This is a genomic window from Pseudomonas sp. YuFO20 (assembly GCF_035064975.1).
GTDB classification, from domain to species: domain Bacteria; phylum Pseudomonadota; class Gammaproteobacteria; order Pseudomonadales; family Pseudomonadaceae; genus Aquipseudomonas; species Aquipseudomonas putida_AE.
This window is the reverse complement of record NZ_JAXDEO010000012.1, coordinates 50470-65324: the sequence shown is the minus strand read 5'-3', so window position 1 is coordinate 65324 and position 14855 is coordinate 50470. Positions and strand designations below refer to the sequence as shown.

Annotated in this window: 12 protein-coding genes; all 12 read right to left on the bottom strand. The window is 61.9% G+C overall.

Annotated elements, in window-relative coordinates:
* Positions 1-7 precede the first annotated feature (7 nt).
* The 12 genes from SOP85_RS09000 to glnE all read right to left on the bottom strand — a co-directional run bounded on the left by SOP85_RS09000 (position 8) and on the right by glnE (position 14664).
* On the bottom strand, positions 8-904 hold the full coding sequence (locus tag SOP85_RS09000) for an antimicrobial resistance protein Mig-14 (RefSeq protein ID WP_274076027.1): 897 nt from the start codon (positions 902-904) through the stop codon (positions 8-10).
* Complete coding sequence (locus SOP85_RS08995) at positions 904-2034, bottom strand: glycosyltransferase (RefSeq protein ID WP_323608921.1); 1131 nt, start codon at positions 2032-2034, stop codon at positions 904-906. The genes SOP85_RS09000 and SOP85_RS08995 overlap by 1 nt, the downstream gene beginning before the upstream one ends.
* Positions 2018-3775 carry a carbamoyltransferase family protein gene (locus SOP85_RS08990; RefSeq protein WP_274076029.1) on the bottom strand — a complete coding sequence of 586 codons (1758 nt, stop codon included), beginning with the start codon at positions 3773-3775 and terminating at the stop codon, positions 2018-2020. The genes SOP85_RS08995 and SOP85_RS08990 overlap by 17 nt, the downstream gene beginning before the upstream one ends.
* Positions 3776-3905: 130 nt before the next feature.
* Positions 3906-4241 carry a YceK/YidQ family lipoprotein gene (locus SOP85_RS08985; RefSeq protein ID WP_323626730.1) on the bottom strand — a complete coding sequence of 112 codons (336 nt, stop codon included), beginning with the start codon at positions 4239-4241 and terminating at the stop codon, positions 3906-3908.
* A gap of 217 nt (positions 4242-4458) precedes the next feature.
* The gene (locus SOP85_RS08980; RefSeq protein ID WP_323626729.1) at positions 4459-5910 is read right to left on the bottom strand and encodes a lipopolysaccharide kinase InaA family protein; all 1452 of its coding nucleotides are present in this window, start codon (positions 5908-5910) and stop codon (positions 4459-4461) included.
* Positions 5910-6662, bottom strand: coding sequence for a lipopolysaccharide kinase InaA family protein (locus tag SOP85_RS08975; protein ID WP_323626728.1), 753 nt, complete (start codon positions 6660-6662; stop codon positions 5910-5912). Before SOP85_RS08975 ends, SOP85_RS08980 begins: the two co-directional genes overlap by 1 nt.
* Entirely contained in the window at positions 6659-7393 is a 735-nt protein-coding gene (locus SOP85_RS08970) for a lipopolysaccharide kinase InaA family protein (protein WP_323626727.1), read from the bottom strand. The genes SOP85_RS08975 and SOP85_RS08970 overlap by 4 nt, the downstream gene beginning before the upstream one ends.
* Positions 7393-8199, bottom strand: a complete 807-nt coding sequence (gene rfaP, locus SOP85_RS08965) for a lipopolysaccharide core heptose(I) kinase RfaP (RefSeq protein WP_274076034.1) — start codon at positions 8197-8199, stop codon at positions 7393-7395. Before rfaP ends, SOP85_RS08970 begins: the two co-directional genes overlap by 1 nt.
* Positions 8200-9321, bottom strand: a complete 1122-nt coding sequence (locus tag SOP85_RS08960) for a glycosyltransferase family 4 protein (RefSeq protein ID WP_323608925.1) — start codon at positions 9319-9321, stop codon at positions 8200-8202.
* Entirely contained in the window at positions 9321-10382 is a 1062-nt protein-coding gene (waaC, locus tag SOP85_RS08955; RefSeq protein ID WP_323626726.1) for a lipopolysaccharide heptosyltransferase I, read from the bottom strand. The genes SOP85_RS08960 and waaC overlap by 1 nt, the downstream gene beginning before the upstream one ends.
* 1 nt (position 10383) lies before the next feature.
* Complete coding sequence (waaF, locus tag SOP85_RS08950) at positions 10384-11418, bottom strand: lipopolysaccharide heptosyltransferase II (protein ID WP_274076037.1); 1035 nt, start codon at positions 11416-11418, stop codon at positions 10384-10386.
* Between the two features lie 306 nt (positions 11419-11724).
* Entirely contained in the window at positions 11725-14664 is a 2940-nt protein-coding gene (gene glnE / locus SOP85_RS08945; RefSeq protein WP_323626725.1) for a bifunctional [glutamate--ammonia ligase]-adenylyl-L-tyrosine phosphorylase/[glutamate--ammonia-ligase] adenylyltransferase, read from the bottom strand.
* Positions 14665-14855 lie beyond the last annotated feature (191 nt).

Sequence of the window (14855 nt, the reverse complement as noted above, 5' to 3'; positions counted from 1 at the left end):
GGCTGACTCATACGGTGTAGACCGGCACAGGGTTGCACCAGCGATCCTTGTATTCCCGGTCGGCGCGGCCAAAGGAAAAGCGCAGGGGCTTGTCCAGTGCCCTGGCGTGCTCCCAGGCGCTTTGGGTGTTGAGAAAACTCAGCACGCTACCGGGGCTGAACTCGCGGGTTTCGGGGTCGACACCGCCATTGATGTATTCGACGCTGATCCACTGCGGCGTCTCGACGCGGTACACCAGTTGAATGGCAATGGGGGCATCGTTGAGGAAAATCACCGAACCGATCAGCAGCTCGCGCAACAACTCGATGACCTCGGCCATGCGCTCGGCACCGGTCGCCGGGAACCCCCAGCGGCGCTGGAACAGATCGCAATAGATCGCCCCCAGCTCCTGGCTGGAAAATTCGCTGACCGGTCGTACTACGCCGCCTGCCTCTTCCAGCAACCTGAGTTCGCGGCGCTGGTTGTAGCGAAACTTCTTCGACAACTCTTCGGGCGTGCGGGCCATGGCCAGTTGCTCGGCCTGCAGCCGGATGCCGGTGAAACGGTTTTCGTTGAGCGCCGACAGGTAACGCCCGCGATGGCGCAAAGGTGCCTGGGCATCGGCCGCAGCCGGCAGGATGATCTCGGCATTGCCAAGGTCGAACAGGCCCTTTTTGCCGTTACGCTTGAGCACGTCCTTGGACAAGGCGAGGTCGCGCCCCCAGGTCGGGATTGCGGCCTTGATTTCGCCGTCCTGCTCCCAGGCCAGGTATCGCACGGGGATACCGGCCAGCTGCGCCAGGCGCTCGACCACCAGTGGGTGAGTGGCGACGCTGCCGCCATAACGCTGCCAGGCCTGGGCATAGGTCGGGGCATCGGAGAGCGACCAGCCACGTTCGCGCCAGCCTTGAAATCGGTTGAGCATCAGCCCCTCTGTGCCAGTTCGGTAACGTGCGGCAAGTGCCAGAAAGCATCGCGCACCGCGCGGTCGGAGAAGCGTTCGCGCAGGCGCTCGAGCATCAGCTCGGCACACTGGCGACGTTGCTGCTCGTCCATTGCGGCCAGATGTTGCAGGCCTTGAGCCAGGTGCTCGGCATCGCCCAGCGGGAACAGGATGCCCACGCCTTCGACCACTTCCTTCGCGCCGCCACACGCCGTTGCAAGCAACGGCACGCCCGCCGCCATGGCTTCGAGCAGCACCATGCCGAAAGGTTCATGATCGGAGCTCAGGGCAAACACATCGAATGCCTTGAAATACCGCCGGGCCTCAGGGACCTGACCAAGGAACAGCACGCGGTTGCCAATCCCCAGCTCGCGCGCCTGGGCTTTCAGATCCTGCTCCAGTCGACCGCTACCGAGGATCACCAGCTGGCTATTGGCTGGCAAACCGGGCAGCGCCTGGGCAAAGCCGTCCAGCAAGGTGGCCTGGTCCTTGTCCGGATGCAGGCGCCCGACGTTGCCGACAATCCAGGCGTCCTCCGACAGGCCAAGGGTCTCGCGCGCCTCGCGAACCGATACCTGGCTGGCCTGCAAGGCCGGCACATCGATCCGGTTATACAGCGTCTGAATCCGTGCCGCCGGCCACTTCGGCAGGCATTGGCGCATGTCATCGCGCACGGCGTCGGACACCCCGAGCAGGCTCAGGCGCTTGCGGAAAACCTGCGCGAAGAGTTTGCGTGTGCCGCGTTTGTAATCGTCAAACGCATGGTGCACGCCAATCACCGGCAACGAGGTGCCGAGCAAGGCGATGTAGATGGGCTTGAAGCGATGGGCAATGCAGAAACTGAAATTGCGCGAAGCGGCGATCTTGCGCAGATCGCCGATGGCGCCCAGCTTCAAGCCACGAATGGCCTTGGAGCTGTATTCCATGAACAACACTTCATCGGAGGCGCAACCGGCGGCAACCTCGGCATCGGCGACCCCGGTCAGGAACACCGTGGTCACCCGGTAACCGGTCCCCGCGAAGAGGCTGGCGTACTGCCGCGCGCAGTCCAGGAACGGCCCGTCATAGCCGTGGCAAAACTGCAGCACATGGCGTTCAGCCGAGCGTGTCATAGGTGTCCGCGCCCTCTTTGACCACCAGGATGTCTTCCATGATCAGATACTGTAGATCGGAACCGAAGAACATGTTCAAGGCGTCGGTCGGTGAACAGATCATCGGCTCGCCACGACGGTTCAGCGAGGTGTTCAGCGACACACCATTGCCGGTGAGGACTTCCAGCGCCTTCATCATGTCGTAGTAGCGCGGGTTGTATTCGCGCTTGAGCACCTGGGCACGGGAAGTGCCGTCTTCGTGGACGACTTCCGGCACGCGGGTTTTCCACTCCTCAGCCACTTCGAAGGTGAAGGTCATGAACGGAGCCGGGTGATCGATCTTGATCATCTGCGGCGCCACGGTGTCGAGCATCGACGGGCAGAAAGGCCTCCAGCGCTCGCGGAACTTGATCTGGTGGTTGATGCGGTCGGCCACGCCGGGAATGCTCGGGCAACCGATGATCGAACGACCACCCAGTGCGCGCGGACCGAACTCCATGCGGCCCTGGAACCAGGCCACCGGGTTGCCATCAACCATGATCCTGGCGATCTGCTCCGGCATGTTGTCGAGCTTGCGCCACGTTGGCTTGTTCTCGTGACGGGCGCAGGCCGCGATCACGTCTTCGTTGCTGTACGACGGGCCGAGGTAGACGTGTTCCATCTTCTCGACCGGGACGCCACGAGCGTGGGACACATAGGCTGCCGCGCCCACCGCGGTACCGGCGTCGCCGGATGCTGGCTGGACGAACAGTTCCTTGACGTCGTCGCGGGCGATGATTTTCTGGTTCAGCTTGACGTTCAACGCACAGCCACCGGCGTAGGCCAGCTTGCCGGTTTCCTTGAGCACGTCGCCCAGGTAGTGGTCGATCATCTGCAGCGCAATTTTTTCGAACAGCGCCTGGATGCTCGCGGCGTAGTGGATGTACGGCTCGTCGGCGATGTCGCCTTCGCGCTTCGGACCCAGCCACTCGATCAGTTTCGGCGAGAAGTAGTAACCCTTGCCCTTCTCTTTGTAGCGACGCAGGCCGATGACGTTGGCATAGTCGGTGTTGATCACCAACTCGCCGTTTTCGAACGAGGCCAGGCGCGAGAAATCGTATTTGCTGGCGTCGCCGTACGGCGCCATGCCCATGACCTTGAACTCACCGTCGAGCATATCGAAACCGAGGAACTCGGTGATCGCGCCATACAGGCCGCCGAGAGAGTCCGGATCGAAGAATTCCTTGATCTTGTGGATCTTGCCGTTTTCGCCATAACCGAAGAAGGTCGTGGCGTACTCGCCCTTGCCGTCAATGCCGAGGATCGCGGTTTTCTCTTTGAAACCGGAGCAGTGGTAGGCACTGGAAGCGTGGGCCAGGTGGTGTTCGACCGGCTCGATCTTGATCTTCTTCGGGTCGAAGCCCAGTTGCTCCAGGCACCAGACGATCTTGTTGCGATAGCGCTTGTAGCGACGGTTGCCCATCAGGATCGCGTCGAGTGCACGATCCGGGGCGTACCAGTAACGCTTGGCGTACTGCCAGCGGGCCTTGCCGAACAGGCTGATCGGTGCGAATGGAATCGCTACCACGTCAACGTCGGAAGGCTTGATGCCGGCCTGTTCCAGGCAGAACTTCGCCGATTCGTAGGGCATGCGGTTCTTTGCATGTTTATCGCGTACGAAGCGCTCTTCTTCCGCAGCCGCGACCAGCTTGCCGTCGATGTACAGGGCTGCGGAAGGATCATGGCTAAGGGCGCCGGACAGGCCAAGAATCGTCAATGCCACAGGGGTCTAGCCTCTTTAGTCTGCGTGCAGGCGCAATGCGCCTCAATAATTAATGTGCCCTCGCAACGGGCGAGAGACAGCTAAAGGGCGGGATTATAGCTTAAAGATGCCGGGAATGACCCTACGGTTATCAGCCTCGGGCAGGCCGCCAGTAAATACGGATGTTGCCATCCGTGCCCTGCCGGTAAAGGGTGTAGGGCAAGACAACGGTATCCAGCGTGCCGGACATCGCCAGGTCCAGCAAAATGACTGGAACGAAGATACCCGTTGGATCGGGAGGCGCATTCAATACGCAAAAGTCGTAGGCCAGGCCGCTGTAGACCCGTGGAATGGACTGACAATAAGTTTTTTGCCGTCGAAGCGCCTGGGCCGCGTCGGCATCGTCCTGCAAGACCGTCGAGACGGTCCCGCACCCTGTCAAAGCCAGTGAGATGACACCTGATGTGACTGCCTTTTTGATCGTCAAAGCTTGCCCTCCGTGAACGTCAGGCAAGCTAGCATCGCGGTCATTCAGGCCACAGTTCATGGCTTCCCAAGTTCCTGTAGGACGATGCTTAAGAAGTTGTCCCTTATCTTCGCTGGCTGTTCCGGCCCCTTCGCGAGCAAGCCCGCTCCCACATTCGACCGCTTTCATCTATGTGAACGCGGTTGAAATGTGGGAGCGGGCTTGCTCGCGAAGAGATTCAGACTGCGCTGGAGATATCTTTCGGAAGCCGCTGATCAATGACCTGATAAAGCGCACAGGTCTCAGGCCAGTTGCGCATGAACCGCGCCCGGTCCCGCGCATAAGCTGGTGCGAAGCTTTGGAGCGAGCCGTGCTGGCACATCGAATCCAGGTCGATCAGCGCCCAGCGGTCCTGCTGCCAGAACAGGTTGTGACCCTTGAAGTCGCCGTGGCTGATGCGCTCGGCAATCAATTCGGCAAACAGGTGATCCAGCGCCAGCAACTCGGCTTCAGGCGCATCACCACTCTCGATGTACGGTGCGAAACGCTCGATGATGTCCGGCCCCGACAGATGTTCGGTGATCAGATAGGCACGGCTACGCAGCCAGAGAAAACGCTTCTCCAGCACCGCCAGGGGCTTGGGCGTGGCGATGCCGAGAAAGGCCAGGCGATTGCCTTCGCGCCAGGAGTGCCAGGCACGGCTCGGGCGCCAGAAGCGCTTGAGCCAGTGGGCGAAACCCTTGATGTTGTAGCGCTTGATCACCAGCGTTCGGCCATCCACCTCGACCTTGCCAACGCTCGCCGCGCCGCCGGTCTTGTACAGGTGCCCCTGATCCAGCAAGGCATCGGCCTGGGCCAGTACGGGCAGCATGGCCGTTTCTTCTTCGCGACGAATCGCCCGCAAGCCGAACGCTCCGCGCTGGACGCTGAACAGCGTGCATTCGCGACCGACCTTGATCAGGAAGTCCTTGAGGCGCCAGCTGCGAACCTTGTCGACCTGTTTCTGCAGCGCCTCCATGGGCAGGGCATGCTCGCCGTTGCTCAGCAGGTAGTACACCAGCAATTCTTCGGTGAACGGCTCCAGCGACTTGGGCAACTGGGCGAAAAACACCCCGAGATTTTCCAGGACCTTTTGCCGCGAGAGCGGCTGGCCTGGCGTTTCGCTGCAGATACCGGCGCCATCGATCAAATACAGTCGATTGCCCTGGCGCAGCAGGTTGTCCAGGTGCAGGTCTTCCTGCCACAAACCTTTGCGATGCATTTGACCGATCGCGCCCAAGGCTTGCGCCAAAACGGCTGACTGCTCATCGGCCAGCACCGGCAGGCCTTCCACCTGATGCCAGGCATCCCCCAGGCTTTGGGCGCCCTCAAGGAATTCAAACAGCAGCCAGCCACCCTCGCCATCCTTCAGACCGTCAGCCAACAGCAGCGGCGTGGTCAGGCCCTGGGCGGCGAGCAGTCGCACACCGTCCAGCTCGCGCTGGAAATGCCGCGCCGCCTTGCTGCCAACCAGCAACTTGGCCAGCACGGGCCGACCGCGCCAGACACCCGCACCGACATAACGCTGCCCGGGCAAGACCCGCAACAGGGTCAGCAACTGTAGCTGCGCCGGCCCGGCAGCATCGGCCAGTGAAAGACTGAGCGGCAGGCTCGGGTGACGGCCAGCGCTTTTCAGTTCGGATAAACGCATCAGCGCTTCTCCTTATGGCTGCGCCGCGCGGTCAGGCGCGTCAGCCAGGTGTCGATCAACGAGCTGTCCTGGGGTTGATCCAGATAAGCGCCCAGCAGCACCCGCAATTGCCCTTCGCTCCACTCGGGCGCCCGACGCAGCAACGGCTCCAGGTCCTTTACGCGGTCGCGCAGCCCGAACAACAGGTGCCGGGTCTTTTCCAGGTCGATCAGTTGCGCCTGATACCCGTCGCCGGTGGCCCGCAGGAAAATATGCTTGGGGTAGAAGCAGCCATGCACCTGGCGCATGCCGTGCAGACGCTGCGCCAGGTGCCCGCAAGCTTGCAGAATGGCTACCTGCTGCGCCTCGCCGAGATCCGTCCAACGTTGCAACAGCGAATCCAGATCATCCCAACCGTCGAGGGCGCGCGTCAGGAGAATGGCCCGGGTTTCACCGTCCACCTTGCGCTCACCGAAGAACACCGCCTTGAGCGCCGGTATGCCGAGCTTTTCGTAACGGCTGATGTTGCGAAACTCCCGGGCAAAACTCGGCTCGCCAAACGGCGCATGCAAGGTATGCATCTGGTAGTTGCTCTGGCGCTTGAGGTAGTAGCCACGACCTTCCAGTTCCAGTCGAAACACGCTGCTCCAGCCACCCCGCAGGGTGTTGGGTTCGTCCACGGCATCGAGCTGCCGGGCCCAGAGCGCGTCGAACGTGCCGAGGCCGTGGCGCTCAAGCAGCGCACGGTCTTCAGCGGCCAGGAAATCAGTCATTCGCGCCCCTCGAAAAATCTCATCACGTGCCGGATGCGTTTTTTATCGGCGGCATTGAGCCGGGTCCGTTGGCGGTATTGCAGGTAAAAGCGCAGGCGCTGGGTGGCCGACAGTTGATACTTGGCGACCTTGTCCAGGCAGGCCAGGTCCTTGGTGATTCGGTACTTGAGCCAGAAACCTCTCCAGAAATCACCGTTGGGGCAATCGATCAGGAACAGTCGGGCCTGATCATCGACCAGCAGGTTGCGCCACTTCAAATCGTTATGGGTAAAGTGATGCTCGTGCATCGTGCGGGTGTAATTGGCCAGTTGTCGGCTGATGCTGTCGACCCAGGCGCGGTCCGCCAGTTTCGCATCGTGCCGCTCGGCCAGGGCCGACAAATCTTCCGTATGTGGCAGTTCGCGGGTGATCATCGCCCCACGATCATAGGCTGCACCGCGACGCTCCAGCCCCCAGGCCACCACCTCGGCGGTGGGGATGCCCCACTTGGCAAAGCGCTTGAGGTTCTGCCACTCCATCTTCACCCGTGGCTTGCCCAGGTAGCGGCGCAAGCCCTTGCCTGCCCCCACGTAGCGCTTGACGTAATAGTTGACGCCATTGCGCTGGACGCGAATGACCTCCGACAGCGGATCGCGGGTCAGGCGCTCGCCCTGCAGCGCAAACACGGCATCAAGGCTGCCGAAGTCTTGTGCCAGATCGCGATAAGCAGGCTCCAGTCTCCAACCCGCCATCAGAGCGCGTCTCCGTACCGCTGTTTACGCTCGTAAAGCTTGTTGGCCTTGCCTTCGAGCCAGCTCAGCAGCCCCGCTTCTTCGCCCAGGATCTGGCGTAGCGGCCGCTGGAAATAACCCTTGAGGAAACGCAACTTGTCGCGCCGGGTCAGGCCGATGTCCAGGGCGGAAAAATACAGCGCCGCCAGATCCTTGTTACGCCAGCGCGAGGTGATCGTCGGACGGGTCTGGGCGCGGTGCAGGTCGATCACCGAGAGTTTGAAATCGTCTGCGGTCACCGGCTTGTCGGTGTGCAGCAGGAAGTGGCAGATGTAGCAGTCACGATGGTTGACCCCGGCGCGGTGCATCATGCCGGTCATGCGCGCCACTTCAGCGATCAGCGCGCGCTTGAGTTTTGGCTCCGGCGGCTGCTTGGACCAGTTGATGCTGAAATCTTCAAGGCTGACGGTCGGCGCCAGCTCTTCGGTGACGATGAACGAATGCTGGTCCGCCGGGTTGCTGCCTTTTTCGCCATAGGCGACGGCGGTCATGGTAGGCACGCCGACTTCCTGCAGGCGCTGGATGGCCTTCCACTCCTGGCCGGCACCCAATACCGGCAGCTTGGCGGTGAGCAGGTTCTTGAAGATCTCGCCCCAGCCGATGCCACGGTGGATCTTCACGAAAAACCCGTTGCCGTCCACCTCGGTGCGCAGGGTACGGCGAGCTTCGAGCTCACGGTACACCTCGCCCTGCAATCCCTCGACTTCGGCGAACGGGTCGCGTCCGGCCCAGAGGCTCTTGAACGGTTCAGCCAGCATCAACTTCATTTAAGCGTGCTCCGCCAGAATCACATCGGCCGCATGTTGCGGCATGCTGTAGAGGTCGGCCGTCTCGGCGAAGGCCACACCGTTGCGGCTCCAGGCCGCCCTTGCTTGAGCGTCGTTCAACATGCCGGTCAGGTACTGGGCCAGCTGGGCTTGATCGAACGGCTCGTCCAGCACCAGGCCAGCGTCGGCCTCGGCGATGTAATGGGCGTACCCGCAGACCGCGCTCACCAGCACCGGCAGCCCGGCCACCAGCGCTTCGAGCAGCACGGTACCGGTGTTTTCGTTGTAGGCCGGGTGGATCAACAGATCGGCGCCCAACAGGAAACGCGGAATATCGCTGCGGCCCTTGAGGAACGTCACGTTGTCGCCGAGCCCCAGCGTGGCGCTCTGCATCTGGAATAACTTGGGGTCGTCCTGGCCAATTACAAACAGCCGGGTGCGCTTCTTCAGATCAGCGGGCAATGCCGCCAAGGCCTTGAGGCTGCGATCCACACCCTTGGTCTTGAACCCGGAGCCGATCTGCACCAGCAGCAAGTCATCGTCCTTCAGATTGAATTCGGCGCGGAACCCGGCGCGAATCTCGTCCGCATCCGCCGGCCGACGACGATCCTGTGCAATGCCTGGCGGCAGCAGGTGGAAGCGTTCCAGCGGCGTGCCGTAATGCTTGATGAACAGCGGTTGCTGGACCTCGGAAATCATCAGCACTTCGGTCTTCGCCTCTTTGGCGAACACCGCCCGCTCGTACTCGGCGAAGTGGCGGTAGCGGCCCCAACGTCGGTACAGCGAGTTGCGCAGGTTCTGCGCCTTGTCTTCGAAGCAGCCGTCGGCGGCGTAGTAGACATCCAGGCCCGGCATCTTGTTGAAGCCGATCAAGCGGTCCACCGGACGCTTGGCCAGGTCCGCTTCCATCCACTCGCTGAGCTTTTCGTTGCGTCGATGGTTGAAGAAGGCCTTGACCGGCGCCACCAGCACTTCGAAACCCGGCGGCACCTCACCTTCCCAGATCAGCGTGTAGACGCGGATCTGATGGCCGCGCTTCTGGCACTCCAGGGCGATGCGCATGAAATCGCGCTGCAGGCCACCAAAGGGAAAATACTTGTACAGGACAAATGCCAATTGCATCAGCGCAGCTCCTCAGCCAGTAATAACGTGCTCAGTCGGCTCGCGACACGCTCGGGATTCAGACGCGTGAAGCACAATGGCCACTCGCGTTTCAGGTCAAACTGACGGGCATCTTCGGCCGTCGGTTGATAGGTGCATTTCTTTTGCAGGCACGGCGCGCAGGGGAAGTCGCTGGCCAGGTGTATCTGCGACTTGCCGTAGGCCCCGGTCAGGCCCGGATTGGTCGGGCCGAACAGCGACAGCGTCGGCACATCCAGTGCCGCGGCCAGATGACCGAGACCGGTATCCACCGCCACGCAGGCTTGCGCGCCAGCCAGGACTTTACCGACCCCGGCCAGATTCAGCTTGGGCAATACCTCGGCGTGTTTGAAGCCGGCGGCGATGCGCTCGGCGCGGGCCTTCTCCGCCGCGTTGCCCCACGGCAGTTTCACGCCCACCCCGAGATATCCGACCCGTTCGGTCAACTCGCGCCAGTAGGCTTCGGGCCAGTGCTTGGTGTCCCAGGTGGTGCCGTGCAGGAACACCACATACGGATTCTTGCGCGGCAGCTCGACCAGGCGTTCGACGTTCAGGCCGTAGTCGCCCAGGCCCTTGGGCAGGTCATAACCCAGGGCGATGGCGAACAGCTGACGCACCCGCTCCACCGCATGCTGTCCGCGGGCAACCGCCAGGCGACGGTTATAGAACCGCGCGGCGACGGGCTCGCGTGCCGAACTTTTATCGAGACCCGCCACCGGGGCTTTCACATACCGGGTGAGCAAAGCGCTTTTCAGCAGGCCCTGGGCGTCGATGACCAGATCGTATTGGCTGGCGCGCACGTTTTGCTTGAAGCGCTTCCACTCGCCACTCTTGATGGTCTGCCAGATGTTCTTGCGCCAGCGCCGGATCGCCACCGGGATCACCTGGCCCACCGCTGGGTGCCAGCTCGGAATTTCGGCAAAACCTTCCTCCACCACCCAGTCGAACGTGATGCCGGGGATGGCCCGCGAGGCGTCGGTCAGCGCCGGCAGCGCATGAATCACGTCGCCCAGCGATGAAGTCTTGATCAGCAGTACCCGCAAACTATTTGACCTCGACCACAGTGCCCTGCAAACGCTGCAAGGCTTCGTTCACCGCTTGCGGCATCAGCTGGCGCAGGCAGTTGTAATGGCCGAAACGACATGTGCGGTCGAAGCATGGGCTGCATTCAATGCCCAGGCGCACGATCTCGACATGCTCGGCCAGCGGCGGCGTGAAGCCCGGTGACGTCGAGCCGTAGACCGCCACCAGCGGGCGGTTCAGCGCAGCGGCAACGTGCATCAGGCCAGAATCGTTGGACACCACGGAATCGGCGCAGGACAACAAATCGATGGCCTCGGCCAACGATGTGCCGCCACTGAGGTTCACCGACTCTTCACGCAAGCCGGGGATCAGCCGCGAACGGATGTCTTCACCCACGGCATGATCGTTCTTCGAACCAAACAGCCAGACTTGCCAGCCTTCGCGAATCTTCGCTTCGGCGACTTTGGCGTAGTGCTCCGACGGCCAGCGCTTGGACTCGCCGAACTCGGCACCGGGGCACAAAGCCAACACCGGACGGTCGAGGGCCAGGCCGAACTTGGCCAATGCGGCCTCGCGAGTCACCGGATCGATCCGCAGGCTCGGGCGCGGGTAAGGCTTGGGCAGTTCAACGCCCGGCTCATAGGCCAGGGCCATGAAGCGCTCGATCATCAGTGGGTAACGTTCTTTGTCCAGCGTGCGCACATCGTTGAGCAGGCCGTAGCGGAACTCGCCACGCCAGCCGGTGCGCTTGGGGATGCCGGCAAAGAACGGCACCAGTGCCGACTTCAGGGAATTGGGCAGCAGGATCGCCTGGTCGTACTGGCCGCCCAGGGATTTTCCGATGCGTCGACGCGTGGCCAGTTCCAGTGCACCGTGGCCGAGCGGAAAGCTCAAGGCCTGGCGAACTTCGGGCATGCGCTCAAGAATCGGCCGGCTCCACTCGGGGGCCAGCACGTCGATTTCGCATTGCGGGTGGCGTTGCTTGAGACACTGAAACAGTGTCTGCGCCATCACCATGTCACCGACCCAACTGGGCCCAACGATCAGAATTTTCATGTGGTTTCCATAAACGAACCGGGGAGGCCTACGCCTCCCCGCCTCGAGAATCACTGTGGGGCAAGGCGGCTTGCGATGGGTCATCACCTCCAACATTGCTGTCGACTGTCACTCCGCTATCGCGAGCAGGCTCGCTCCCACATTGGGTATTGGTGTACCTCGACCTGCATGACACTGCAGATCTACTGTGGGAGCGGGCTTGCTCGCGAAGGGGCCATCACATCCAACATTGATGTTGCCTGACACTCCACTTTCGCGAGCAAGCCCGCTCCCACATTTGAATCCAGTCGCTCCGACAGGCGCGTTTCAGCTTAGCCCCAGCCCACGCCAGATCCTCATGACCTGTCGCCGCTCGTCCGCGAACTGGTCGCCCGGTATCACCCCGGCATCCTTCTGCAAAGCCTGCCGGTGGGCGGCGGAGCGGTAGGCTTTATAAGCCTCACGCAACAGGCTGGCATCCTCGACGGGCATCAGCCCTGCCTTCTCCAGCTCTTCCAGAATGCGGATGTTGTCCGTCCAGCGCAGCAGTGGCGGGTGTGTTTCGGACCACGCCAGGGCCGCGTATTGCACCATAAATTCAATATCGACGATACCTCCGGCGTCCTGCTTGAGGTCGAAGGGCGCCGTGGCCTCGAAGGCATTTGCCCCGGTGCCGGCCGCGGTACTCTTGCTGCCCAGGTTATCGCGCATCTTGGCGCGCATCTCGCTGACCTCCTGGCGCAGGGTCGGCAAGTCGCGCGCCTTGCCCAGAATCGCCGCGCGAACCTGCTCGAACGCCCGACCGACATCCTCGCTCCCCACCAGCACCCGCGCCCTGACCAGCGCCTGATGCTCCCAGGTCCAGGCTTCATTTTCCTGATAGCGGGCAAAGGCCCCCAGCGAACTCACCAGCAGCCCCGATGCACCGGACGGCCGCAGGCGCATGTCGACTTCATAGAGCTGACCGGAGTTGGTCTGCGCCGTCAGCAAGTGAATGATCCGCTGCCCCAGCCGGGTGAAAAATTGCGCGCCATCGATCGACTTCGGCCCGTCGGTTTCTGCCTGTGGATCGCCATCATGGATGAACACCAGGTCCAGGTCCGAACCATGCCCCAATTCCAGGCCACCGACTTTTCCATAACCGACAATGATGAAGCCGGGATCGCACAAGGTGCCATCGGTGCGCAGCGGTGTGCCGTACTTGGCGACCGTTTGCCGCCAGGCCAGGGCCAGCACTTGCTCCAGGATCGCTTCGGCGAGCCAGGTCAGGTAATCGCTGACCTTCATCAACGGCAGGCTGCCGGCGATTTCCGAAGCGGCGACCCGCAAGCGGTGCGCCAGCTTGAAATGCCGCAAGGCTTCCATTTGCTGCTCGAGGTCGTCCTCGGGAATCCGCGTCAGGCGTTCGCGCAACTCGGCGGCCAACTCCGGCGCCAACGGCGGTTTGAACAATCGGCCTTCGTTGAGCAACTCGTCGAGCAACAGCGGAAAACGGGTGATCTGTTCGGCGATCCACGGGCTAGCCGCGCACAGGGTCAGCAAGCGTCGCAGTGCGCCGGGGTTTTCGGTCAACAGCACCAGGTAGGCAGAACGACGCGCCACGGCTTCCACCAGTGGCAATACCCGTTCCAGCACCAGATCCGGATTGGCATGCTCTACGGCCTGAGCCAGCAAGCGCGGAATAAAGGCATCGAGACGTTCGCGCCCCAGACGCTGCATGGCGCGCAACTGCGGGCTGCCACGCAAGTTGGCCAAGGCCTTCAATGCTTTGCTGGCATCAAGGAAGCCGCCCTCCTGCAACTGACGGCAGGCGGCTTCTTCATCCTGGGCTTCCTCCCACAACGGCAGCCATTCACCGCCCACCACCACTTCGCTTTCGGCACCCTGCTCTTCATCGGGGTCGGCGATCACCTGACCGAAATGCCAGGCCACACGGCCACGCCAGTACATCAATTGCTCATGGAACGCCGACCAGTCGGCGAAGCCCAGCATGAAGGCAATGCGCGCCTGGTCCTGGACACCGTCGGGCAGCATTTGCGTCTGGCGATCGGCAATCGCCTGGATCGCGTGTTCGGTATAACGCAGGAATTCGTAGCCTTCGCGCAGTTCACTGATCACCGCTGGCGGCAGGTAACCTTGACCCTCCAGCGTACTCAGCACTTTTAATAATGGACGCTGTTGCAGACTCAGATCGCGACCGCCATGAATCAGCTGGAAGGCCTGGGCGATGAACTCCACCTCACGGATGCCACCGGAGCCGAGCTTGATGTTGTCGGCCATGCCCTTGCGCCGCACTTCCTGCTGGATCAGCTGCTTCATGGTGCGTAGCGCTTCGATGGCGGAAAAGTCCAGGTAGCGCCGGTAAACGAAGGGGCGCAGCATCTCTTGCAGCTGCGCACCGGCCACTTGATCGCCGGCGACCACCCGCGACTTGATCATCGCGTAGCGTTCCCAGTCGCGACCCTGGTCCTGGTAGTACTGCTCCAGCGCGTTGAAACTCAATACCAGCGCGCCCGACGATCCATAAGGTCGCAGGCGCATGTCGACGCGGAACACGAAACCGTCGACGGTCATCGGGTCCAGGGCCTTGATCAGGCGCTGGCCGAGACGAATGAAGAATTCCTGGTTATCCAGCGAGCGTTTAACGCCGACCGTTTCGCCGCCTTCGGGGTAGGCGAAAATCAGGTCGATATCCGACGACAGATTCAGCTCAACGGCACCGAGCTTGCCCATGCCAAGGACGACCATCTGCTGCGGCTCGCCGCTGCGGCGGCCGGTCGGCACGCCGAACTGCTGACAATGCCGCGCGTATAGCCATTGATAGGCTTGATCGATGCTGGCGTCGGCCATGTCCGAAAGGTCGCGGCAGGTCTGGATCAGATCAGCCTGGCGGGTCAGGTCCCGCCAGATGATTCGCACTTGGTGGCGCGCCCGTTGGCGGCGCAACGCCCGACCGAGTTGATCATCGGTTTCGGCCAGGTTCACGGCTGCCGCAATTTGCGCGCACAACTCGCCGGAGGCAAAGCTTCGGTCCAGCTCGCCGGACTGCACCAGTTCCAGCAGCATCCGCGGATCACGCACGCTTTGTTCAGTGACGAAGTCGCTGGCAGCGGTGACGCGGGCAAATTGCGCCCAGCGTTCAGGTGTCCACGCGGACAGGCGATGGTCGTCATCCAATGCCTCGACGGCAGTACGGAACGACTGCTCGGCGCGAGTGACAAACGGCAACAGAATGGCGGGCAGGTCGGCAAGCGGGGGCAGGCTCATGGTCTATCCTTGATCGGCGTGTGACGGTCAGCATGTAGTGAATCTCGCAAACCCACTACCTGAAGGAGTGTCGAACAAAGGTTAGAAATAGCTGAAAATTCTTTTTTATCGGCAGCGAACATCAAGCTTTCACCTTTTTCGGTTGGCAAAATACCAACCTTAACGATTATTCTCACAACGCAGCCGGGGGC